The organism is Mycolicibacterium sp. XJ1819 (assembly GCF_053483675.1).
In genome coordinates this window covers 24877-47059 of record NZ_JBEFST010000031.1, presented here as the reverse complement: position 1 = coordinate 47059, position 22183 = coordinate 24877, and the positions used below count along the sequence as shown (strand labels likewise).

The following is a 22183-nucleotide window of genomic DNA, read 5'->3' as shown; positions in this document are numbered from 1 at the left end:
GAGCAATAGAAGAAGCAAATATAGGCTATCGATGTCGTCCAGACGATCTGGAGCCAAGGTCGTCGGATCGCGTAGCCAGCCAATGACGTTCGATCCGCAAAACTCGCCGGTGTTCGATCACCAGCCAGACAATGCCCCCTGTGATCGCGAGCAGTCCGACGATTCCTGCTGTCGGTATCCATTCGTGGCGACCATACGCAGCGGCTGCTACACAGCTGATCAGCGAAATGGTACCCAGTACGATCGACACCACGCCAGGCCAGCTGTAGACGTCGATGAACTGTTCACCGGCGTACTGATTGGTAGTGCGGAAATGGTCGATCGGGTCACGGGTATTTCCCATTGCTCCGCCTCCTAGGTCTTCGATATCCCAAGAGTCGGCTGCCGACCATGCCGTCGTCATCCCCCTTCTGGGTGGCGAGCAGGGTGTCTGAACCGATAGCGCGGCTTGGGTCGCACCGGCACGTGCACGCGAAGCTCTACACGCGTTGATTGAGACGAGCTACGTGCCTTCCGAATGCCACAACAACGTAGGCCCCACCGATGAGAGCTTTTCATGGACTCTAATGCGGTGACAGAACAGATCAGCCGCCCAGCCGCGGCCCTTTATACCTGCCGGCCACGTTTCCCACGTGGTCGTCCGCCGACGGTCATGCGGTCGGACAGTTCAGCCGACAGCGCTCTGGCTGTCGACACCACCGTCGTCGAGGAACGTGGGCAGTGGGCTGTCGACATTATCGTGGTGTTCGCCGACGGTATCGTTCGCGAACGAGTCAATATTCACCGCACGCGGGAGCGAGCCGAGCGAGCGGCCAGCGTGATCAAGCGAGCGGCCGACCGTAGCCGCTGTACTCCAGTCCCGGGCCCTATTCGCTAAGAAACCGGCGCACCCAGCCGTACCAGGCTTCCATCCCCGCGCCGGTACGAGCACTCACCGGTAACACCTCGGCCGCCGGGTTGACCTCGCGGACAGGGGCGGTGTACGCGTCGATGTCGGTATCCAGGTACGGCAGGAGATCGATCTTGTTGAGCAGTACCACGTCCACCGACCGAAACATCACCGGATATTTCAGCGGTTTGTCCTCGCCCTCGGTCACCGAATACACCATCGCCTTGGCATGCTCGCCAACGTCGAACTCCGCTGGGCAGACCAGATTGCCGACGTTTTCGATAACCACGAGATCCAAGTCGGTGAGGTCGAGCCCCGCCAGGGCACGGTTCACCATTGGGGCGTCCAAGTGACATTCACCCCCGAAACCGTTGTTGGTATTCAACAGCGACACTTGAGCTCCGCGTCCACTGAGCTTGGCGGCGTCGAGGTCGGTGGCGATGTCACCTTCGATGACGCCGACCGCGATCTCGCCCGCGAGTTCGTCGAGCGTGGCTGCCAGCACTGTCGTTTTTCCGGATCCTGGTGAACTCATCAGGTTGAGAGCACTAACTCCGTTGCTTTCGAATGCCTTTCGGTTTATGTCGGCACGCGCATCGTTCTCGGCAAAGATCGACTCCAGCACGTCGATCCGTTGCGCACCTGTCTGATAGCCGCTGTGGTCGCCATGGTCATGCGAATGCCCATGGTCACCGTGGTCGTGGCTGTGCGCGGTACCGTCTTCGTGGCGGTGGAATCTACCCATCGTGTTGACCTTTCATGTCACGTCGAGCGAAGTGACCAGGAATTCGTTGCCGCGTACTACCTCGACGTCGGCGTTTGCGCAATGTGGGCAAAGTACCGACCAGCGTGACTCGATCTGTGAGTGTTGCTGGCAAGAGCGGCATTTCACCTCGGCGGGCACCAATTCAAGCTCCAGCTCAGCGCCGCCTAGATCTTCGTAGTCACGGACCAACGACCAGCAAAACTCCAGCGATTCAGGTACGACTTGACGAAGCGCGCCAACCTGAACACGCACAACGTCGATTCGTCGCCCGTGTGCGTGCGGTTTCACGACTCCGGCGATGGCTTGACACAATGACAGCTCATGCACACCTCTATGCTGCCCGCGCGGTCCGGATTGTGTGGCCGATTGAAAAACCCGGAATTGGCCGAGATTGTGCGTGAGATTGCGATTGTCCAAAAACGTGAAGTTCACCGTGACCACCCGAACTCCAGCTGACGTCAAGACCCTGAACCTCGAAGGCGTGGTCAGACACCAGTCGGCGGCGGTCACGTTCGGCTCCTGCCCACGCGCCGTCGACATCGAAGGTCATCACATCAAGCACGACGACCCATCGCGGCGTCGGCTACGGCGGTCGGCGTCAGCCCGAGGTGTGCGGCGACCTCGGCGCCCGGCCCGCTGGCGCCGAACCGCTGGATGCCGATGACCGTATCGCGCGCGCCCGCCAGCGCTCGCCAACCTGTGCTCACTCCGGCTTCGATCCACACGATCGGCGCATCCGGGAACGAGTAAGTTGCCTCGACCATGACGCTGTCGAGCTTCTCGCGCCACATCACCGATGCGACGGTGGCCTTCACGCCACGACCGGCAAGGATGTCGGCGGCATCGAGGGCGAGTGCGACCTCAGAACCGCTCGCCGCAAGGATGACATCGGGACGCGTGCCCGCGTACTTCACGGTACGGCTGCCGTACCGCCGGATGTCGTCCAGACCGGCGCCGCCGAGGATCGGTAAGTCCTGGCGGCTCAGGACCAGAGCTGTCGGGCCAGCCGTGTTCGCGGCGGCTAGCTGCCATGCCAACGTGGTCTCAGCCGCATCAGCCGGACGCAGCACGGTCAGGCCGGGGATCAGGCGCAGCGATTCGATCTGTTCGATGGGCTGATGGGTTGGTCCATCCTCGCCGACGTACACCGAATCATGGGTGAACACATAGATGACAGGCAGCTTCATCAGTGCCGAGAGTCGCAGCGCCGGTCGTAGATAGTCCGCAAACACCAGGAACGTGCTGCCGAAGGGGCGTAGGCCGCCATGCAGCGCGATACCGTTCATCACCGCGGCCATCGCATGTTCGCGGACACCGAAATGAATTGTCCGTCCGACATAGTCGTCGGGACCCACGAAGCCGCCGGGGATGACGGTGTTCGTCGATCCGGCCAGATCGGCCGAACCGCCCACTAGCCCCGGGTACGTTGCCGAAAGTGCGTTCAATGCGGCGCCCGAGGCCTTACGGGTTGCTGTTTTGCCACCGGGCATCGCCTCGTCGGCCAGTGCTGTCAGGACGCCTATGTCTGCGGGTTCCGGCACAGCGTCGAGCGGGAAGTCCGCTGCCAGCGCAGGGTGGCTGGCCTGCCATCTTTCGTGTTCGGTGGACCAATCCGCGTATGCCACAGCACCGTTTGCGGCTGTGGCGGCGGCGATGGCACCGACAGCGAGGGGCACGTGGAATGGCACGTCCGGCCAGTCGAGCCGATTCCGCATGGTCGCAATCGTGTCGGCGCCCAGGGGGCTGCCATGCGCCTTCGGTGTGCCCTCGATGCCGGGGGCACCGTAGCCGATCGTTGTCTTGACCCGGATGAAGGTAGGTCGGTCTTGGTCGCGCGCTGCGGTGAAGGCTTCATCGAGCGCACGCACGTCGTTACCGTCCTCGACAGCCAATACCTGCCACCCGCATGCCACGAAACGACCCTCGACGTCGTCAGCGCAGCTCTGCGTGGCCGGGCCGTCGATGGTGATGTCGTTGTCGTCGAAGATCACCGTCAGCTTGCTCAGTCTTAGCCTGCCGGCCAACGACACGGCCTCATGCGAGATACCTTCCATCAGGTCGCCGTCCCCGGCCAACACCCAGGTGCGGTGGTCGACGACCGTATGGTCGGCAGTGTTGCAGCGGGCAGCCAGCATTCGCTCGGCCAGCGCCATGCCCACCGCGTTGGCCAGTCCTTGGCCAAGCGGGCCGGTTGTGGTTTCGACGCCCGGTGTGTGGCCATACTCCGGATGCCCGGGAGTCTGTGACCCGAGCTGGCGAAACCGGCGCAGTTGGTCGATCGGTAGGTCATATCCGAACACGTTCAACAACGCATACAGCAACATCGAGCCGTGACCCGCTGACAACACAAACCTGTCCCGGTCGGGCCAGAGAGGATTGGCCGGGTCGTGGCGGAGATGGCGTGCCCACAATGTCCACGCGATCGGAGCAGCGCCTAATGGCAGACCCGGATGCCCGCTGTTGGCGGCCTGCACACCGTCGGCGGCCAGAAAACGCAGCGTGTTGATCGCGAGCTGGTCGAGTTCTTCTGACTGCGAACGTGTTTCGTCTGGTGTGCTGGGTGCCGTGGTCACTGCATCACCAGCCGATCGGTTGCGGCCGCACGCAGCGCCGCGGTGCGCTCCGCCATGGTTTCGGCTCCGGTGAACAATGCCGAGCCAGCACAGAACACCGTCGCTCCTGCCGCTGCGGCACCTGCGATGGTCGCTGCACCGATTCCGCCATCCACCTCGAGCTCGATATCCAGTCCGCGCCTGTCGATTTCGTCCCGCGCTTCGGCGATCTTCGTTTCCATGCTGGACAGATAACGTTGACCGCCGAAGCCCGGATTGACCGTCATCACCAACAAGAGATCGGTAACGTCGAGCACGTTGACGACCGCGTCCAGGGGAGTGGCCGGGTTCAGTGCGACGCCTGCGCGCGCGCCAAGGTTGCGGATCAGCGAAAGGGTGCGGTGCAGATGACGGCAGGCCTCGGCGTGCACAATGACAATCTGGCAACCCGCTTCCACCCAACGTGGCAGCATCGGGTCGGGGTCCTCCACCATCAGGTGTGCCTCGAAGCCGATACCGACGCGCTTGCGGTTGGCGGCGATGACATCGGGGCCGAACGTGATGTTCGGGACGAAACGGCCATCCATGACGTCCCACTGGATCCGGTCGATTCCCGCCTCCTCGATTTCCTCGACGTCGCGGCCCAGATACGCAAAGTTTGCGGGTAGGACGGATGCGACGAGCTTGGGTTCTCCCATCACCATCGGCGGCATCGGCCACTCCTTTCCTGTTGGCGCCGATGGTAGGAATGCGAAGCGGGTCATTAATCCCCCAAAATGGGGGATAGGTGGGGTTAAACCCGGTGACCTCAGAAATTTCCGTGGACGGTTAAACAAATCGCAATTAGTGTGAGTGCATGACGGCGCCAGCATCAGCGGGCCCATTGCGGGTCGTACTTGTCGATGATCATGAGATCGTAATTGAGGGTCTCAAGGCAATGCTCGCGGCATTCAAAAATCGGGTACGTATTGTCGGTCAAGCGGTCGGCGTGGAATATGCCCTGACGGTAATTGATAGCTTGCAGCCCGATATTGTGTTGTGTGACGTGCGAATGCGCGGGGGAAGTGGACTCGATCTGTGCCGGGCGGTCCACGAACACCAGCCCGAGCGCAAGGTTGTCCTGCTGTCGGTGTACGACGACGAGCAGTACCTGTTCCAGGCGCTCCGGGCCGGGGCCTCGGGGTACCTGCTGAAGGGCGTCAGCAGTGACGAACTTGTGCAGCAGCTCGAGTACGTGCACAGCGGCTCGACGGCGATCGACGCGAGTCTCGCCGCCCGAGCGGCCGACACCGCGGCCCGCCTGCAACGTAAGGAGTTCTGGCCTGGCGCTAGCCACGGACTCACCCAACGTGAGAGTGAGATTCTCTCCCTCGTGGTGTCTGGGCTGTCCAACCGAGGCCTGGCCAGCAAACTCTTTATCGGCGACGAGACGGTTAAGAGTCACTTGCGTTCCATCTACCGCAAGCTGGACGTCAGCGACCGGACCGCTGCGGTGGCCGTCGCGCTGCGCGAGGGCATCTTCCAGTGATTGCGGCCGAGTACTGCGCTCAGGCTGACTGAAGCTCGCTGCGCAATCGCACCGCGGCGGCATTGGCTGCGACGTGCATCGCGAGTGCGGCTTGCCCGTCGGTGACTCGTGCCTCCTCACCGCGCCATGCAGCCAGCGCGGGTGAGACCAGAGCCCGGCCGAAGGAGAAGGTCAGGGGCCAGGGGGTCTGCTGCGTTTGGAGCGCCTCGAGATTTGCGGTGGCCCGCTCCGGCGATTGACCGCCGGAGAGGAAGGCCACGCCGGCCAAACTGGCCGGCCAAGCCCGCAACACGCGCACGGTGGCGTCGGCCACCTGCTGCGGTGTCGCGTGCTCGGGATGATCTGCACCCTCGGTGATCATGTTGGGCTTGAGCACGATCCCACCCAGGTCGACATTGAGCACCCCGAGTTGTTGGCGCACCGCGGCATGCACGGACGCGGTGACATCGGCACAACGTTCGATGGGGTGGTCGCCTGCGGTGAGCACCTCAGGCTCCACGATGGGCACCAGGCCCGCTTCCTGACATGCAGCGGCATACCGTGCGAGCGCATTTGCATTGCTGGTGATGGCGCCCCAGCTGGGTCCGTTCTGGGTGATCGTGTACACCGCGCGCCACTTCGCGAAGGCGGCACCCATCTGGGCGTAGCGGGCCAACCGGTCGCTGAGCCCGTCGAGGCCCTCGGTGATGGTTTCGCCGGGCAGCCCCGGACATGGTTTGGCGCCTGTGTCGACCTTGATCCCGGGCAATATGTCGAGCTCGCGAACGGCCTGCGCGAAGGGGCGGCCGTCGGAGAACACCTGATTGAGCGTCTCGTCACAGAAGATGATCCCCGAAACGCCGTCGGACAGGCCGGGCGTGCTGACCAATAGTTCGCGGTAGTCGCGGCGGCTCGTTGCGCTCGGCGTGACGCCTGCGTTCTCCAATCGGGACGACATGGTGGAAATACTCTCGTCGGCCGCCAGGATCCCCTTCCCGGGGCTGACCAGTTGGGCTGCGATCTGGGTGCAGGTGCTCATCGATACTCCTCGTCGTAGGAACCCCGTGAGGTTTGTGTCCGTAAGGCTATGAGCTGGCGGAACAGAATTACCTCACCCAGGAGGTGGATCCGACAGGGGATGGTGATACTTAAGTATTTACTTCTGAATTAGCGTCGAATTACCGATGGACAGCTTTATGATCGGGTGGAAACATTCGCGTCATGACAGACAGATGGAACGCGGGAGTCATCCCCTACGCAGAGATGGGCTACTGGCAACCGGACTACGTCCCCAGGGACTCCGATGTGTTGTGCGCCTTCAGGATCACCCCTCAAGACGGGGTGCCGCCCGAGGAAGCCGGCGCGGCGGTGGCCGGTGAATCCAGTACCGCGACATGGACGGTGGTGTGGACCGACCGGCTCACGACCTTTGAGCACTATCAGGCCAAGTGTTACAGCGTCGAGGCTGTCCCCAACGCCCCCGGGCAGTGGATCGCCCTCATCGCCTACGACATCGACCTGTTCGAGGAGGCCTCGATCGCCAACCTCACCAGCTCGATCATCGGCAACGTGTTCGGGTTCAAGCCGCTCAAGGCTCTGCGCCTGGAGGATATGCGGATCCCCACGCACTACGTCAAGACGTTCCAGGGCCCCGCGCACGGGATCGTGATGGAACGCGAGTACCTGGGTAAGTTCGGCCGGCCGCTGCTTGGCGCGACCACCAAACCCAAGCTCGGCCTATCAGCGCGCAACTACGGTCGCGTCGTCTACGAGGCGCTGCGCGGGGGCCTGGACTTCACCAAGGACGACGAAAACATCAACTCGCAGCCGTTCATGCGGTGGCGGGACCGCTTCCTGTTCTGCATGGAAGCGGTCAACCGGGCACAGGCGGCGACGGGCGAGATCAAGGGGCACTACCTCAACATCACCGCAGGCACCATGGAGGAGATGTATGAGCGGGCCGATTTCGCGGCCGAACTCGGCTCGGTGGTGGTGATGATCGACCTGACGATTGGCTACACGGCCATCCAGTCGATGGCCAAATGGGCCCGCGACCACAGCGTGCTGCTGCATCTGCACCGCGCCGGCCACGGCACCTACACCCGGCAGAAGACCCACGGTGTGAGCTTCCGGGTGATCGCCAAATGGATGCGGCTGGCCGGTGTCGACCACATCCATGCGGGCACCGTCGTGGGCAAGCTTGAGGGTGACCCGAACACCACCGCAGGCTTCTACGACACCCTGCGCCTGGACAGCATCCCGGCCGACCCGGTCAAGGGTCTGTACTTCGACCAAAAGTGGGCATCGATGCCCGGTGTCATGCCGGTGGCCTCCGGCGGTATCCACGCCGGCCAGATGCACCAGCTGATCCACTACCTGGGTGAGGACGTGATCTTGCAGTTCGGTGGCGGCACCATCGGGCATCCGATGGGTATCGCCTCGGGCGCCGAGGCCAACCGTGTGGCGCTGGAAGCCATGATCAAGGCTCGAAACGAGGGCCGCGATTACTACAAGGAAGGGCCAGACATCCTCAAGAAGGCGGCGTCGCAGAACCGGGCGCTGGACACCGCGCTGGCCACCTGGGGCGACATCACTTTCAACTACGAGTCCACCGATACACCCGACGTCGTCGCGACACCGACGACGGTCTGACCCGAGGCGAGTTGACATATGCGAATCACCCAGGGCACCTTCTCTTACCTTCCCGACTTCACCGACGAGGAGATCACCGCTCAGATCGACTACGCACTGTCCAATGGCTGGCCCTTGTCGGTCGAGTTCACCGACGACCCGCATCCGCGCAACACCTACTGGGAGATGTGGGGGCTGCCAATGTTCGACCTCAAGGATCCGGCTGGGGTGCTGCTCGAGGTCAACGCGTGCCGGACGGCCAACCCGAACAGCTACATTCGGCTCAACGCCTACGATGCGGGCTTGGGCCGGCAGACGACCGCCCTGTCGTTCATCGTCAATCGGCCCGCCGAGGAACCCGGTTTCCGCCTCGACCGCGCCGAGAGGGCCAACCGCCAGATCGGCTACACCACCTATTCGTATGCGACCGAGCGTCCCGAAGGGGACAGGTACCAACCGGGGTGAATCGATGACGCTCCAATCCGCCGAGAACCCGCGCAGCCCGTTCGGGTACCGGCCGCGTCCGGCTCCCGGTCCTCAACGGGACGGGGAGTCGGACGTGCCGGAGCGGGAGACCCTGCCCGCCGATGCTGTGGTCGACCTTTCTGTCGCGCGCCGCGAGTCGGGCGTGGAGGAGGTACTGGCCAAACTCGACGGTGAGCTCGTCGGGCTGGTGCCGGTGAAGACACGCATTGCCGAAATCGCCGCGTTGCTGCTGGTGGACAGGGTGCGGGCACGTTTTGGTGTGAGTGCGCCGCAGCCCACCCTGCACATGTGTTTCACCGGGAACCCAGGCACCGGTAAGACCACCGTCGCGATACGGATGGCCGATCTCTTGCATCGGCTCGGCTACCTCCGCCGCGGGCACCTGGTCAGTGTCACCCGCGACGATCTGGTCGGTGAGTATGTCGGGCACACTGCCCCGAAGACCAAGGACGTCATCAAACGGGCGATGGGCGGTGTGCTGTTCATCGATGAGGCGTACTACCTCTACAAAGTGGAGAACGATCGCGATTACGGCTCGGAGGCAATCGAGATTCTGCTGCAGGTGATGGAGAACAACCGCGATGATCTGGTGGTGATCCTGGCCGGTTACGCCGACAAGATGGATCAGTTCTTCTCGGCAAACCCGGGCATGCAGAGCCGGATCGCCCACCACATCACCTTCCCCGACTACACCGTCGATGAATTGAAGGACATCGCAATGTTGATGACCGAGGGAATGGGCTACCGGTTCTCAGACGAGGCCCACGAGGTGTTGCACCGATACCTGAAGCTGCGGATCGATCAGCCGTGGTTCGCCAATGCGCGCAGTGTGCGCAATGCGTTGGAGCGGGCCCGGCTGCGCCATGCTCGCCGGCTACTCGGCGGCGACGACCAGATGGTGGACTTGGCGGCGCTGTCCACCATCGAACCGGCCGATTTGCTGTCCAGCCGGGTGTTTCGAGCGGCCGAGAATAACCGATGACCACCAATGCGCGGCTCCGAGCGTTGGTCGAGCTGGCCGACACCGGCTCGGTGCGCGGTGCCGCCGAACGTCTTGTGGTCACCGAATCATCGATCTCCTCGGCGTTGCGGGCGCTGAGCCACGACATCGGCATCAATCTCGTCGACCGGTACGGCCGCGGAGTCCGGTTGACGCCCGCCGGACAACGTTACGTCGAATACGCGCGGCGGATTCTTGGCCTGCACGACGAGGCGATCCTTGCTGCGCGTGGCGAGGCCGATCCGGAAAATGGCTCGGTTCGACTCGCCGCGGTCACCTCGGCCGGTGAACTACTGATTCCGGTCGCCCTGGCATCGTTTCGCACGCAATACCCCGGCGTCGTTCTGCATCTCGAGGTGGCACCTCGCAGCTCCGTCTGGCCTATGCTCGCCCGGCACGAGGTCGACATGGTGGTGGCCGGCCGTCCTCCGGCTGAGTTGAGCAAGACGGTGCGGGTGCGTGCGGTCAGCCCAAACGAGCTCGTCGTGGTGGGGGCACCCGCGGTGGCCGAGCGGTTTGAACCAGCCACCGCGACGTGGCTTCTGCGCGAGCCGGGATCGGGTACGCGGTCGACTTTGACCACACTGCTCGACGACCTCGACGTCACGCCGCCTCAGCTGGTGTTGGGATCGCACGGCGCGGTGGTGGCCGCTGCGGTCGCCGGCCTGGGGGTGACGCTGGTGTCGCGGCAGGCCGTGCGACGCGAATTGGAGTTGGGCACTTTGGTCGAGCTGTCGGTGCCCGGCACTCCGGTGAATCGGCCGTGGCACGTGGTCAGCCAAGATGCACCGACGATGTCCACGGAGTTGCTGATCACCCACCTACTGTCTCAGCGGGCACTGGGCTGGCGAAAATTCAGCGCGGTTCGGCGCGACACCGCTATCGCCTGAGAGTCTCCGACGGTGTTTCACCCCAGCGTTTGCGGTATTCCACCGCGAAGCTGCCCAGGTGATGAAACCCCCAGCGCTCAGCGACAGAAGTCACGGTGACACCGTCGGTCGGCATTGCATCGGTGAGCTCCTCGTGCACCCGCTGCATTCGTCGCTCGCGCACGAACATCATCGGTGTCATCGCCAGTTCCTCCCGGAAGCCTTGCTGAATTGATCTGACGCTCATGTGGACCGCCTTGGCCAACGACCCCATCGTGATGCGTTCGGCGAGGTGGTCCTCGATGTAGTTCATCGCCTCCCGGACCACGGCGCGCCGCTGGTCGGGCTGGGGCGGCCGGACGAACTCCTCGTGGTAGCTCGATGGCTGCAGTTGCAGCAGGCTGCTCATGACCAGTTCTTCCAGGGCGCCGATGCCCTGCCCTCGCTGCACCAGCGAGCCCGGATGGAAGACCTCGCTATGGATCAGCCCCACAGCCGCGTGCCAACGCATGGCGGCCTCGGTCGCCAGGTCGAACTCGGGGTTGAACTCCAGCGGCCGCCGCAGGGTGCGGCCGAGCAGCCGGGTCAGGTGCGCGACCATGGCAGGCGCCTCGACGCGGATTATCAGGTGTGGTGAATCGTGCTCGAAAGCGACGCGCAGAGATCCCTGCGGGCTGGTCACCAGCGAGCGGATGGTGTTGGCCTCGAACACCTGCCCGCGGTGACGCACTAGTGCGGTTCCGTTGGTTGGCATGTGCACAGCAAAGTACGGACCGTGGTCCGGGATCTCCAATGTGCATGCCACGTGCAGGTCGAGGTAGAGCATGCTGACATTGCGAAGGCGTACTCCATGCATCGTCGCAGCAAATCCGTCGCCGGCATGGGTGTCAACGTCGAGGGTGAGCGGTGCGAGCGCCTTGCCGATCAGGCGCGACGCCTCAGCGACGTCCTCGGTGTAGAAGATCTCCTTGTCGGCCAGAGCCGGCGGGACGCCGCGAGATCTGACCTTGCGCCGTACCGGGTTGCTGGTGCGGCGAACATCGATATAGCCCAGACGGGTCAGTCGGGACATTTCCGGACCGCGATGTCGAGCCGAACCGATGATGAAGCGCTGGTTAAAGTATTTGCGGTAAACACGCAAGTCTCCCGTCCTCTTGGCGCGCGCCACCGTGTTCAAGTCTGCGTAATTCTGACAGCCTCTGCGTGAAAGCGATAGGCAGGTGGGTCACATGCCGTTAGGTTTGTGATCGTCGGCACATCGCATCGTGGCGCTTGGGCTCGGAAAGCAGGAGGTCTTGTATGACGGCAAACGGTCAAGTGATCGCCATCTCGCCGGCTGACGCCCTGCGCCAGCGGCTGGACGATCCTGCGGTCGCGGCTTCGCTGAACGATCTACTCGACCATGCCGATCTGTTGGCAATCCTGGTAGAGGGACTCGACGGGATGGTTCGGCGCGGTGACGAGATCGGCGCGTCGGTTGTCGCCGCCGTCGATGAGCTCAGAGAATCCACGGCCCCCGGCGCGATCCCCGGTGTCGAGTCATTCAGGGCTGTCGACCTGCGAGGTCTTGCCAGCAGCCTGGCCGCTCTGTCTGGGGCGCTGGTGGATGCAACTCCGGCGCTGAACACGCTGTTGACCTCGCGCCTCACCGATCCGCAAGCCGCTGACGTGCTCGCTCAGCTCGGGCAGGCATTGGTCGAGGGCAAGGCGGCGGCCGCGGCCGATCCCGGGGGGCCGAAAGGCATCTTCGGTCTGTGGCGCGTGAGCAAGGACAAGGACATCGTTCGAGGCCTGGGCTTCATGATCCAGGTGGCGCGTGCTTTCGGCCGCCGGCTCGCCCAGGAATAGCGAAAACCAGCCCAAACAACAGTCAGACAAAATCATCAGCCCGCACCAATCCGCAACCCAATTGCGGCCTCGCCCTGGGTCGCTGTCGAGAGGAGTTCAAATGGCGTCAGTTCTGTGGTTCCAAGGAGGTGCATGTAGTGGGAATACGATGTCCTTCCTCAATGCGGATGAACCCAATGTCGTCGATTTGATTGTTGATTTTGGTCTCGATTTATTGTGGCATCCGTCATTGGGATTGGAATTAGGTGACAATGCCCAGAAAGTATTCTGGGATTGCGCAAAAGGGGAACGCCCACTTGACATCTTTGTATTCGAGGGCACCGTCATCGAAGCGCCCAACGGAAGCGGCCGAATGGACATGTTCGCCGACCGCGCGATGAAGGACTGGGTCATCGACCTCGCGGGCGCGGCGCAGATCGTGGTCGCCATCGGGGACTGCGCGTGCTGGGGCGGCATACCGGCGATGGAACCGAACCCGTCGGGCTCGACCGGGCTGCAGTTCCACAAGCGCGACAAGGGCGGGTTTCTGGGGCCGGACTTCCGATCGAAGATGGGTCTGCCGGTCATAAACATTCCGGGCTGTCCCGCGCATCCGGACTGGATCACCCAGATCCTTGTCGCACTCGCGTCGGGGCGCGCCGGCGATATCGCGCTCGACGAACTGCATCGGCCGGAGACCTTCTTCAAAACCTTCACCCAAACCGGGTGCACGCGTGTGCAATTCTTCGAGTACAAGCAGTCGACCCTGTCGTTTGGTGAGGGCACCCGCACTGGCTGCCTGTTCTACGAGTTCGGCTGCCGCGGGCCCATGACGCATTCGCCGTGCAACCGCATCCTGTGGAACCGCCAGTCGTCGAAGACCAGGGCCGGGATGCCGTGCCTTGGCTGCACCGAGCCTGAGTTCCCGCACTTCGACCTCGCACCGGGAACGTTGTTCAAGACCCAGAAGGTCAGCGGGATGATTCCGAAGGAAGTTCCGGAAGGTTCCGATCACCTCACCTACATGGCCCATGCGGCGGCCGCGCGAATCGCTGCCCCGCAGTGGTCCAAAGAAGACATGTTCGTGGTCTAGACGGTGGCGAAACATCGCGCGGCCAAACCATCAGCCAAGGTTTATCGGAAGGACCAAACCAACATGACCGAGCTTGATCTGTTCGTCAGCCCATTGGGCCGGGTCGAGGGCGACCTCGACGTCCGCGTCACCGTTGAGGATGGAGTCGTCACCTCCGCCTGGACGGAGGCCGCGATGTTTCGCGGCTTCGAAATCATCTTGCAGGGTAAGGACCCGCAGGCCGGCCTGGTGGTCTGCCCGCGCATCTGTGGGATCTGCGGCGGCAGCCACCTTTACAAATCTGCCTACGCGCTCGACACCGCGTGGCGGACCCATCTGCCGCCGAATGCGACCCTGGTCCGCAATATCTGCCAGGCCTGCGAAACCTTGCAGTCGATACCGCGCTACTTCTATGCGTTGTTCGCAATCGACCTGACCAATAAGAACTACGCGAAGTCACCGCTGTACGCAGAATCGGTGCGCCGGTTCGCACCGTATGTGGGCACCAGCTACCAGCCGGGTGTGGTGTTGTCGGCCAAACCGGTCGAGGTGTATGCCATTTTCGGGGGGCAGTGGCCGCACTCCAGCTTCATGGTGCCTGGCGGCGTGATGTGTGCGCCGACGCTGGCCGATGTCACCCGGTCGATCGCGATCCTCGAGCACTGGAAGGACAACTGGCTGGAGAAGCAGTGGTTGGGCTGCTCGGTCGACCGATGGCTGGAGAACGAGACCTGGGAGGACGTGCTGGCCTGGGTCGACGAAAACGAAGCCCAGTACAACAGTGACTGCGGCTTTTTCATCCGGTTCTGCCTGGACGTCGGCCTGGACAAATATGGCCAGGGCGTCGGCAACTACCTCGCTACCGGCACCTATTTCGATCCGTCGCAGTATGAGAACCCGACGATCGACGGGCGAAACGATGCGCTGATCGGCCGGTCCGGCGTTTATGCGAACGGACAGTGGCACACCTTCGACCAGGCGCGCGTCACCGAAGATGTCACGCACGCTTTCTACGAGGGCGACCGTCCGCTGCATCCATTCGAGGGTGAGACCATTCCGATCGACCCCGAAGTCGGTCGTACACAAGGGAAATACAGTTGGGCCAAGTCACCTCGGTACGACATTCCCAGTCTCGGGCACATCCCGCTGGAAGCCGGACCGCTGGCGCGTCGGATTGCGGCCGGCGGCCCGAACCCGCTGCCGCACCAGGACAACGATCCGCTGTTCCTGGACATCTACAACAAGATCGGCCCCAGTGTGCTGGTGCGCCAGCTCGCCCGTATGCACGAAGCGCCCAAGTACTATAAGTGGACACGAGCCTGGCTTGATGCGATCGATCTCAAGGAGAGTTTCTACACCAAACCGGTCGAACACGCCGAAGGTAAGGGGTTCGGCGCCACCGAGGCCGCTCGTGGGGCTCTGGCAGACTGGATTGTCATCGAAGACAACAAGATCAAGAACTACCAAGTGATCACACCCACGGCGTGGAACATCGGCCCACGCGATGCCGCACAATCGTTGGGGCCGATTGAGAAGGCTCTGGTCGGGTCGCCGATCGTCGATGTGGAGGATCCGGTCGAGCTTGGCCACGTTGCCCGCAGTTTCGACTCCTGCCTAGTCTGCACGGTGCACGCCTACGACGGGAAATCGGGTCGTGAGCTGTCTCGGTTCGTGATCAACGGAATGGTGTGATTCCGACGTCTACCGAATCCCATTCCTACCCTGCTGATTCCGGCGCTCAAGACAACGCTGTCGATATCGAAACGTCCGGCTGCGAGGTCCTGGTCGTCGGGTGCGGCAACCTGTTGCGTGGTGACGACGGGGTCGGACCGATCCTGGTCCGCCACCTGTGGGAACGCGGTGTCCCCGACGGTGCCCGTCTGGTCGATGGTGGGACGGCAGGCATGGACGTGGCGTTCCAGATGAAGGGAGCGAAGCGGGTCGTCATCGTCGACGCCGCAGCCACCGGTGCGGCGCCGGGGACCGTCTACAAGGTGCCCGGCGCCGAACTAGCCGAACTGCCACCCCTGCAAGGGCTGCACACCCACTCGTTTCGCTGGGACCACGCAATCGCCTTCGCGCGCTGGGCGCTCGGTGAAGCTTGCCCGGACGACATCACGGTGTTCCTCATCGAGGCCGGCGGAGTGGAGCTCGGTGCGGACCTGAGCGAACACGTTGCGGCCGGGATGGAGAAGGTGATCGGCATCGTCGAGGCCGAATACCTTTCCGTGCTACGCCCGGTGGGAGACACCAGGCTGCAAGTCGAGTTCACCGCCGACGGCTATGTGCGGCTGGATGCCAGGCTGGCGGCCAGCCGGTTTCCATCGGATGCCGTCGCCGCGGTGCGGCGGGATGCCGACCTGTGGCTGATCCCGCTGCGCGGCCCCCGCAGTGGGGGTCTACTGCTCAAGCAGCGCAACCCGGCAGGCGACCGCAGCACGCTGGTGCGTGAAGTGTTGGATGACGATGTCCCGGTCGGCATTCGTGATGCATTCTGGGATGATGACCAGGGAGCACTGCGCGTTCCGATGGGGCCAGAAACGTGACCGCGATGTGTGAGGAACGTCCGGTCCGTCCCGAGGCCGCACACCCGAAGACTGTTGTCCGAGCCGGTGATTCCAGTGATGATGCGCGCGATGTCGAGGCTGTCGTGGTGGAGGAGCATGGCCGATGGGCGGTCGAGCTTGTCGTGGTATTCACCGACGGCGTGGTGCGGACCCGAATCTGTACTTACGCCACCAAGGCCAGGGCCGAGCTGGCGGCCAGTTTGATCAAGCGTGTTGCCGAGCGGGATTTGCGAGGACCTCTCAATGGCTGAGGCGATGACAACATTCTCGACAACTACGCAGGCCGCCGGGGTGCCGGTTACCCGGCCGCAGGCGCTGGGTGCATTTCCGCTTCCGCTGGGCTACATGCTGATTCCCGCGGGTCAGGATTGCGATCAGGTACGCGCCGAGTTGCTGGCCGGGCGTACCCCGCAATCCTGGCCAGCCCGGCTGCGAGCCCACGAACTGGTACTGGCCGGAGAGCGTGATGCCGCACTTGCAGCGCTGGCCGCTGACGACCCCGACGACGTCGTGGCACGATACAACCGTTTCGTCCTTGATCCCGACAGCGTCGACCCGGATACCTTACGCACGGCGCTCGGCGAATTCGGGGTGCTGGTCGACCTGGTCCTGTACGTCGTCGGACGCGCCGACGCCGCACCGGACAGCGGCTCCCTTGGCGCCGAACTGACGGCGGTGGTGTTGTCCGCGCAGGCCAGCGCGGCTTTGGCCGACGGTGACCCGGCCACGGCAATCGTGCTTATGGACAAGGCGATCGAGGCCGCAGCCGTGGTCTCCGCGCCACTGCAGGGAGTAATGCTGTCGGCCTCGGGTTCGATCTGCCGCGAAACCGGCGATCCGAGTGCACAACAGCGTTTGGAACGGGCACTGCGCTGCCTGGACAAGGCCGACAGCCTGCGGATTGCCCGCGCTGAGGTGCACATGAGCCTGGCCGGCCTGCTGCACGAGCAGTCGCAGGACCGTCCGGAGCTACTGCCGCAGTTGATACCGCATTACCACTCGGCGCTGCAGTTGGTGCTACGCGATGAGGCACCGCTGCTGTGGGCCGCCGCGCACGCCAATCTCGCGACCGCCTACCTGACCATGCCGATGGTCGAAGCATCCGGGCAGCTTCGGCTCGGTGTGGCAGCCCAGTCGTTGCGCTCGGCGCTGACCGTGTACACCAAGGAGGAACATCCCGAACAGTGGGCGAGTGTGCAACTCAACCTTGCAAACTCGTTGGTGTACACCCCATCAAGACACCAGGCCGACAACCTGGTCGAGGCAGTGGAGCTGTACGAGGCGGTGCTGGAGGCACGCGACCGCGACTCCGATCCACTCGGGCGGGCCAGGGTACTGGCCAATCAGGGCAATGTGTTGGCTCATCTCGGTGTCTTCGACCAGGCCCGCGCCAAGCTCTACGACGCCCGGTTCCTGTTCGAAGAGGCCGGGGACCACGACTCGGTGCGCGCGGTGCGCGGCGTGCTCGACGAGATATCCCGACAACGCACGCTGATCCGTACCGAAGTCGAAAACGGGTAGTAGAGAGGAGCGGCGCATGACGACCACCACCACGGCGGCCGCACCGTCGACGAATGCCGCGCAGGTAGCCGCATCGGAACCGGATTTCGAGACCCTGGCCAAACGGGTGGACGACGCGATTAGCGCGTTGAACCAACTCGATGACGGGTCACGCGCCGTCGCTGAGGAGGTCAAGGCCGCGATCGAGGCGGTGCACCGGGCTGGCCTGATCACGATGGTTCGGCGGATGCGCGCGGATGACGCCGCGCGTCCGGTGCTGTTCGAACTGGCCGATGACCCGGTGGTGCATCTGCTGCTTTCGCTGCACGGCATCGTCCGGCCAGATCCGATGACCCACGCCAACCGGGTGCTGGTCGAGGTTCGGCCGCAATTGCAGAGCCATGGCGGCGATGTCACGCTGGTGCGGATCGAGGACGGCACCGCGTTCGTGCGACTCGAAGGTGCTTGCAACGGCTGCTCGATGTCGTCGGTGACCCTGCGGAACCTGGTGGAAAGCGCGCTCACAGAGAACGTTCCGTCGGTGACCGGCGTCGAGGTGTTGGCGAACGAGCCCTCGCCCACGTTGATCCCCTTGGAATCCTTGCGCATCGGGCCGGATCCAGCCAGTGAAGGCTGGGTGAGCGCGGGGCCCTCCGCCGATGTGCATGACGGAGATCTGGTGGTGCGGAGATTGACGGCCACCTCAGGCGAGCAAGCCGAGGTGATCGTCGTCAACGTGGGGCAGCGTTTGTCGGCCTACCGCAACGAGTGCGCCCACGAAGGTCTGCCGTTGGACAACGCCGTGCTCGACGTCGTCGGTGGCACGCTCACCTGCCCGTGGCACGGCTTTTGCTACGACGCAAGTTCGGGTGAATGCCTCACCGCCCCCGGCGCACAGCTGGAACAGCTGCCGCTGCGCGTTGACCGAGGCGAACTCTGGGTCAGAGTCGGGACATGACCCGCTACACCGTCCGTCACAACGTCGGCGGTCGGTCGGCCCTGGTGGATACGGCGCCAGCGACCGACCTCAGCGACGGGTGGTCACCGGAAGTCTGGTTGGGCGCCCCGGCACCCGGCGGCCTGGCGTTACCGCCCGCGCATCCGTCGATGTCGTGGATGTACTCGCCGAGAGGAGTGTTCCTCGGATCGGACCACTTGGTAGTCGCCGATTCCGGCAACCACCGGGTGCTGGTGTGGCATGGCTACCCTGGTCACGACGAGCAACCGGCTGACATCGTGCTGGGACAGCCTGACGGCCATACCGAGGGTAAGGCCGCCGGCGGGCGCGGGCCCGAACGCGGCATGAACCTACCCACCGGGGTGCTGGTGCACCAGGGCAGGTTGATTGTTGCGGATGCGTGGCACCATCGCATCCTGATCTGGAACTCGGTGCCAGAGCGCAGCGATGTGGCACCGGATCTGATTCTGGGACAGCCGGATGCTTCTTCGGTCGCTCCCAACCAGGGGAAGACATGCTCGGCGTCGACGATGTACTGGCCGTTCGGGATCGCGGTGATCGGTTCACGATTCTGGGTTGCCGACACTGGAAATCGGCGGGTGCTGGGTTGGAAGGGCGGCATCCCCGAACCCGGGCAGCCCGCCGATATCGTCGTCGGCCAGCCCGACGCGGCCCATCGCTCGGAGAACCGTGGTGGCGCAGTGGGTCCGGCGAGTTTCCGCTGGCCCCACGATCTTGCCGGCCGTGACGATCTGCTGTTGGTGGCCGACGCCGGAGATCACCGGATACTGGGCTGGTCACCGCTGCCCTCGACCGACCGACCAGCCGATATTCTGGTGGGACAACCCGATTTCTCGGCATCCGAGGAGTGGCCGTATGGTCCGCATACCGGGGACCGCTTCCGCTTCCCGTATGCGATTGGACTCGATAGGGTCGGCGGAGAAGGGACTGAGCGGCTGGCGGTCGCGGACACGGCCAACAACCGAATTCTGTTGTGGGACAACCTTCCGGCCGATGGGCGCGCCGCTGATCATGTACTGGCCCAGCCGGGTTTCGGGTCCAACGGCGAGAACCGCTGGACATCGGTTCAGCGGGACACCCTGTGCTGGCCATACGGGATTTCGCTGCGGGCAGACAGATTGGCGGTAGCGGACTCGGGAAACAACCGCGTCGTCATCTGGCGGCGAGCATGACGGACGCTACGGTGTTGACGCAGCCCACTGACGTCCGGCGACTCCGATTCACCGTCGCCGGGGTGGTGCAGGGTGTCGGGTTTCGCCCGTTCGTGCATCGAGTCGCCACAGAACTCGGGTTGACCGGTTTCGTCGGCAACGATTCATCCTCGGTGTTCGTCGAGGTGCAGGGGCCCGCCCGGGCGCTCGAGGAATTCGCGTGCCGACTGCGCACCGATGCGCCACCATTGGCCACGATCGCCGCGGTGGCCCGGGCCGAGATGCCACTCGAGGCACACACCTTGGCACCGTTCCGGATCGTGACCAGTCGCCCGGCGGATGGCGCACCGACCCCCATCCCTCCCGATATCGCGATTTGCGACAACTGTGTCGCCGAACTGTTCGACCACGCCGATCGGCGCTACCGTCATCCCTTCGTGACATGCACCGACTGCGGTCCCCGGTTCACCATCATCCGCGAACTCCCATATGACCGTCCCGCCACCACGATGGCCGACTTCCCGATGTGTGCGCGCTGCGCCGCTGAATACCACGACGTGACCGATCGCCGGTTTCACGCCCAACCCATCGCCTGCCCGGATTGTGGTCCGACACTGTGGTTTCGGATGCACACCGCGGCCACCAACGCCCGGATCGACGGCACTGATGCCGCCATTGCTGCGGCGCAGCGGGCACTTCGTGCCGGGATGGTTGTCGCGATCAAGGGCATCGGCGGCTACCACCTCGCCTGCGCTGCCGACAACGACACCGCCGTGGGCAAGCTGCGCCAACGCAAGGCAAGGGCAGGTAAGCCGTTCGCTGTGATGGTGCGTGACCTAGCCGTGGCGCGGCGCTATGGCCAGATCGATGACGACGAAGCGGCGGTGCTGTCGACGTCAGCGCGGCCGATCGTGCTGGTCCGTCGTTTCCACGAGGCGCCGGTTGCCGCAGGCGTCGCGCCGGGCAGCCCCTGGATCGGATTGCTGCTTCCGTACTCGCCGATCCATCACCTACTGCTGTCAGAGGTTCCCGGCGCGGTCGAGCATGCCCCGGATGCAGTGGTGCTGACCAGTGCGAACCTATCCGATCAACCCATCTGTTACACCGATGAGGATGCAGCCGAACGTCTCCCGGCGCTGAGCGATGCGGTGATCGATCACAACCGGCCGATCTATGTGCCGTGTGACGACTCCGTGGTCCGGGTCCTCGACGGCAGGGAACTGCCGATCCGGCGTTCGCGTGGCTACGCCCCGTTGCCGATCGATTTCGGCGACAGCGCGGCCGCCGGGCCGACGGTGCTGGCGGTCGGCGGTGAACTCAAGAACACTTTCTGTCTGACGGATGGGCGTCGTGCTTATTGCTCAGCGCACATCGGCGATATGGGCGGTTGGGAGACATTGCGCGCGTTCGAACATTCGGTAGCCCAGATCAGCCGGATGCGACGGCATCCGATCCGGCTGGCGGCCGACATGCACCCCGGGTATCTGACCCGTAGCTGGGCTGAGCGCAACGCAGGGGGCCGGCCACTGGACCTGGTGCAGCATCACCACGCACATGTTGTGTCGCTGCTGGCTGAGCACGGCAGACTGGGTGAGCCGATCATCGGAATTGCTTTCGACGGCACCGGGTTCGGCGTGGATGGTGCGGTCTGGGGCGGTGAGGTCCTCGCGCTGGGCACTGATAGTCACCGGTTCACCCGGGTCGGCCATCTACGCCCGGTGCCGTTGGCCGGTGGCGATGCCGCGGTGCGCAATCCGTGCCGGATGGCGCTGTCCTATCTGTGGGCCGCAGGAATCAAGTGGGCGGCCGATCTGGCCCCGGTGACCGCGTTGACCGACGCGGAGCTGCGGCTGCTGCGGTCGCAGCTCGTCAGCGGCACTGGTTGCGTGCCATGCACCAGTATGGGCCGCCTGTTCGACGCGGTCGCCTCACTGCTGGGGGTTCGGCACCGCATCGAGTACGAGGGTCAGGCCGCCATCGAGCTCGAAGTGATGGCGACGGACGGGGCGGCGTCGTCAACCCCGGACCTTCGATTGTCCGTCGGATTCGGACCGGACGCCGGGGTACTGATGGACCCCTCGCCGATGTTGCGCTCGATGGTGTCGGCGCTGCGTGACGGTGCGGAGCCCGCGGCGCTGGCCGCGGCCTTCCACCACGCGGTGGCAGGCGCCGTCACCGAGACGGTCGGCCGGGTTGCCGGACCCGTTCGTCTGGTGGGGCTGACCGGCGGCGTCTTCCAGAATGTGCTGCTGATGCAAGCATGCCGACAGCAGCTCGTCGAGCGGGGCTTCGAGGTACTCGTTCACCGCGCAGTTCCCCCGAACGATGGAGGTATCGCATTGGGACAAGCAGCAGTATCGGTGTTGACGGCGCAGGAGGGCTGACGC

21 protein-coding genes are annotated in these 22183 nt (G+C 64.0%); 14 read left to right on the top strand and 7 right to left on the bottom strand.

The features are described 5' to 3' along the window. Positions 1–25: 25 nt before the first annotated feature. The 5 genes from usfY to rpe form a co-directional block, all read right to left on the bottom strand. Complete coding sequence (gene usfY / locus ABQE89_RS25580) at positions 26–403, bottom strand: protein UsfY (protein ID WP_131815161.1); 378 nt, start codon at positions 401–403, stop codon at positions 26–28. A 463-nt stretch (positions 404–866) separates the two neighbouring features. Then, the gene (gene hypB, locus ABQE89_RS25575; protein ID WP_064927824.1) at positions 867–1634 is read right to left on the bottom strand and encodes a hydrogenase nickel incorporation protein HypB; all 768 of its coding nucleotides are present in this window, start codon (positions 1632–1634) and stop codon (positions 867–869) included. Positions 1635–1646: 12 nt separating this feature from the next. Then, positions 1647–1982: a hydrogenase maturation nickel metallochaperone HypA gene (locus ABQE89_RS25570; RefSeq protein WP_082933117.1), complete on the bottom strand. Its 336-nt coding sequence runs from the start codon at positions 1980–1982 to the stop codon at positions 1647–1649. A 227-nt stretch (positions 1983–2209) separates the two neighbouring features. Next, positions 2210–4228, bottom strand: a complete 2019-nt coding sequence (tkt, locus tag ABQE89_RS25565; protein WP_448421898.1) for a transketolase — start codon at positions 4226–4228, stop codon at positions 2210–2212. After that, complete coding sequence (gene rpe, locus ABQE89_RS25560) at positions 4225–4920, bottom strand: ribulose-phosphate 3-epimerase (RefSeq protein ID WP_448421896.1); 696 nt, start codon at positions 4918–4920, stop codon at positions 4225–4227. The genes tkt and rpe overlap by 4 nt, the downstream gene beginning before the upstream one ends. A gap of 143 nt (positions 4921–5063) precedes the next feature. Here rpe and ABQE89_RS25555 point away from each other — a divergent pair, with 143 nt between their 5' ends. Then, entirely contained in the window at positions 5064–5735 is a 672-nt protein-coding gene (locus ABQE89_RS25555; RefSeq protein ID WP_064927826.1) for a response regulator, read from the top strand. Between the two features lie 19 nt (positions 5736–5754). Here ABQE89_RS25555 and ABQE89_RS25550 read toward each other — a convergent pair whose 3' ends face one another. Then, complete coding sequence (locus ABQE89_RS25550) at positions 5755–6753, bottom strand: class I fructose-bisphosphate aldolase (protein ID WP_069407306.1); 999 nt, start codon at positions 6751–6753, stop codon at positions 5755–5757. A gap of 182 nt (positions 6754–6935) precedes the next feature. On the opposite strand from ABQE89_RS25550, the gene ABQE89_RS25545 reads away from it, so the two are divergent. Genes ABQE89_RS25545 through ABQE89_RS25530 form a run of 4 tightly spaced genes read left to right on the top strand, consistent with a single transcriptional unit; the run spans position 6936 to position 10721 of the window. Further along, positions 6936–8366, top strand: a complete 1431-nt coding sequence (locus tag ABQE89_RS25545; protein ID WP_448421894.1) for a form I ribulose bisphosphate carboxylase large subunit — start codon at positions 6936–6938, stop codon at positions 8364–8366. An 18-nt stretch (positions 8367–8384) separates the two neighbouring features. Further along, positions 8385–8810 carry a ribulose bisphosphate carboxylase small subunit gene (locus ABQE89_RS25540; protein ID WP_064927829.1) on the top strand — a complete coding sequence of 142 codons (426 nt, stop codon included), beginning with the start codon at positions 8385–8387 and terminating at the stop codon, positions 8808–8810. 4 nt (positions 8811–8814) lie between these two features. Next, positions 8815–9813 carry a CbbX protein gene (cbbX, locus tag ABQE89_RS25535; protein ID WP_069407304.1) on the top strand — a complete coding sequence of 333 codons (999 nt, stop codon included), beginning with the start codon at positions 8815–8817 and terminating at the stop codon, positions 9811–9813. Beyond that, positions 9810–10721, top strand: coding sequence for a LysR family transcriptional regulator (locus tag ABQE89_RS25530; protein ID WP_448421891.1), 912 nt, complete (start codon positions 9810–9812; stop codon positions 10719–10721). The genes cbbX and ABQE89_RS25530 overlap by 4 nt, the downstream gene beginning before the upstream one ends. On the opposite strand, the gene ABQE89_RS25525 is transcribed toward ABQE89_RS25530, so the two are convergent. Next, positions 10711–11868 carry an AraC family transcriptional regulator gene (locus ABQE89_RS25525; RefSeq protein WP_448421889.1) on the bottom strand — a complete coding sequence of 386 codons (1158 nt, stop codon included), beginning with the start codon at positions 11866–11868 and terminating at the stop codon, positions 10711–10713. The two genes, ABQE89_RS25530 and ABQE89_RS25525, sit on opposite strands and share 11 nt — an antisense overlap. 131 nt (positions 11869–11999) lie before the next feature. On the opposite strand from ABQE89_RS25525, the gene ABQE89_RS25520 reads away from it, so the two are divergent. The 9 genes from ABQE89_RS25520 to hypF all read left to right on the top strand — a co-directional run bounded on the left by ABQE89_RS25520 (position 12000) and on the right by hypF (position 22180). Next, a complete protein-coding gene (locus tag ABQE89_RS25520; RefSeq protein ID WP_069407301.1) occupies positions 12000–12548 on the top strand; it encodes a DUF1641 domain-containing protein in 549 nt (182 codons plus the stop codon). 100 nt (positions 12549–12648) lie between these two features. After that, positions 12649–13620, top strand: a complete 972-nt coding sequence (locus ABQE89_RS25515; RefSeq protein WP_448421887.1) for an NADH-quinone oxidoreductase subunit B family protein — start codon at positions 12649–12651, stop codon at positions 13618–13620. A gap of 63 nt (positions 13621–13683) precedes the next feature. Then, positions 13684–15291, top strand: coding sequence for a nickel-dependent hydrogenase large subunit (locus ABQE89_RS25510; protein ID WP_064927068.1), 1608 nt, complete (start codon positions 13684–13686; stop codon positions 15289–15291). Then, positions 15288–16145 carry a hydrogenase maturation protease gene (locus ABQE89_RS25505; RefSeq protein WP_448421884.1) on the top strand — a complete coding sequence of 286 codons (858 nt, stop codon included), beginning with the start codon at positions 15288–15290 and terminating at the stop codon, positions 16143–16145. The genes ABQE89_RS25510 and ABQE89_RS25505 overlap by 4 nt, the downstream gene beginning before the upstream one ends. 5 nt (positions 16146–16150) lie before the next feature. After that, positions 16151–16417 (top strand): hypothetical protein, encoded by a 267-nt coding sequence (locus tag ABQE89_RS25500; RefSeq protein WP_448421882.1) that lies wholly within the window; start codon positions 16151–16153, stop codon positions 16415–16417. Next, entirely contained in the window at positions 16410–17687 is a 1278-nt protein-coding gene (locus tag ABQE89_RS25495; RefSeq protein WP_448421880.1) for a hypothetical protein, read from the top strand. The genes ABQE89_RS25500 and ABQE89_RS25495 overlap by 8 nt, the downstream gene beginning before the upstream one ends. 16 nt (positions 17688–17703) lie before the next feature. Further along, positions 17704–18624 carry a NifU family protein gene (locus ABQE89_RS25490; RefSeq protein WP_069406941.1) on the top strand — a complete coding sequence of 307 codons (921 nt, stop codon included), beginning with the start codon at positions 17704–17706 and terminating at the stop codon, positions 18622–18624. Next, the gene (locus tag ABQE89_RS25485; RefSeq protein WP_448421878.1) at positions 18621–19817 is read left to right on the top strand and encodes an NHL repeat-containing protein; all 1197 of its coding nucleotides are present in this window, start codon (positions 18621–18623) and stop codon (positions 19815–19817) included. The genes ABQE89_RS25490 and ABQE89_RS25485 overlap by 4 nt, the downstream gene beginning before the upstream one ends. After that, positions 19814–22180, top strand: coding sequence for a carbamoyltransferase HypF (hypF, locus tag ABQE89_RS25480; RefSeq protein WP_069406939.1), 2367 nt, complete (start codon positions 19814–19816; stop codon positions 22178–22180). Before ABQE89_RS25485 ends, hypF begins: the two co-directional genes overlap by 4 nt. Positions 22181–22183 lie beyond the last annotated feature (3 nt).

Bases quoted from the DNA above. Each gene is read 5' to 3' on its own strand.
- usfY (WP_131815161.1), bottom strand. From the start codon at position 403: ATGACGACGGCATGGTCGGCAGCCGACTCTTGGGATATCGAAGACCTA.
- hypB (WP_064927824.1), bottom strand. From the start codon at position 1,634: ATGGGTAGATTCCACCGCCACGAAGACGGTACCGCGCACAGCCACGAC.
- rpe (WP_448421896.1), bottom strand. From the start codon at position 4,920: ATGCCGCCGATGGTGATGGGAGAACCCAAGCTCGTCGCATCCGTCCTA.
- ABQE89_RS25555 (WP_064927826.1), top strand. From the start codon at position 5,064: ATGACGGCGCCAGCATCAGCGGGCCCATTGCGGGTCGTACTTGTCGAT.
- ABQE89_RS25550 (WP_069407306.1), bottom strand. From the start codon at position 6,753: ATGAGCACCTGCACCCAGATCGCAGCCCAACTGGTCAGCCCCGGGAAG.
- ABQE89_RS25545 (WP_448421894.1), top strand. From the start codon at position 6,936: ATGACAGACAGATGGAACGCGGGAGTCATCCCCTACGCAGAGATGGGC.
- ABQE89_RS25540 (WP_064927829.1), top strand. From the start codon at position 8,385: ATGCGAATCACCCAGGGCACCTTCTCTTACCTTCCCGACTTCACCGAC.
- cbbX (WP_069407304.1), top strand. From the start codon at position 8,815: ATGACGCTCCAATCCGCCGAGAACCCGCGCAGCCCGTTCGGGTACCGG.
- ABQE89_RS25530 (WP_448421891.1), top strand. From the start codon at position 9,810: ATGACCACCAATGCGCGGCTCCGAGCGTTGGTCGAGCTGGCCGACACC.
- ABQE89_RS25520 (WP_069407301.1), top strand. From the start codon at position 12,000: ATGACGGCAAACGGTCAAGTGATCGCCATCTCGCCGGCTGACGCCCTG.
- ABQE89_RS25515 (WP_448421887.1), top strand. From the start codon at position 12,649: ATGGCGTCAGTTCTGTGGTTCCAAGGAGGTGCATGTAGTGGGAATACG.
- ABQE89_RS25510 (WP_064927068.1), top strand. From the start codon at position 13,684: ATGACCGAGCTTGATCTGTTCGTCAGCCCATTGGGCCGGGTCGAGGGC.
- ABQE89_RS25500 (WP_448421882.1), top strand. From the start codon at position 16,151: ATGTGTGAGGAACGTCCGGTCCGTCCCGAGGCCGCACACCCGAAGACT.
- ABQE89_RS25495 (WP_448421880.1), top strand. From the start codon at position 16,410: ATGGCTGAGGCGATGACAACATTCTCGACAACTACGCAGGCCGCCGGG.
- ABQE89_RS25490 (WP_069406941.1), top strand. From the start codon at position 17,704: ATGACGACCACCACCACGGCGGCCGCACCGTCGACGAATGCCGCGCAG.
- ABQE89_RS25485 (WP_448421878.1), top strand. From the start codon at position 18,621: ATGACCCGCTACACCGTCCGTCACAACGTCGGCGGTCGGTCGGCCCTG.
- hypF (WP_069406939.1), top strand. From the start codon at position 19,814: ATGACGGACGCTACGGTGTTGACGCAGCCCACTGACGTCCGGCGACTC.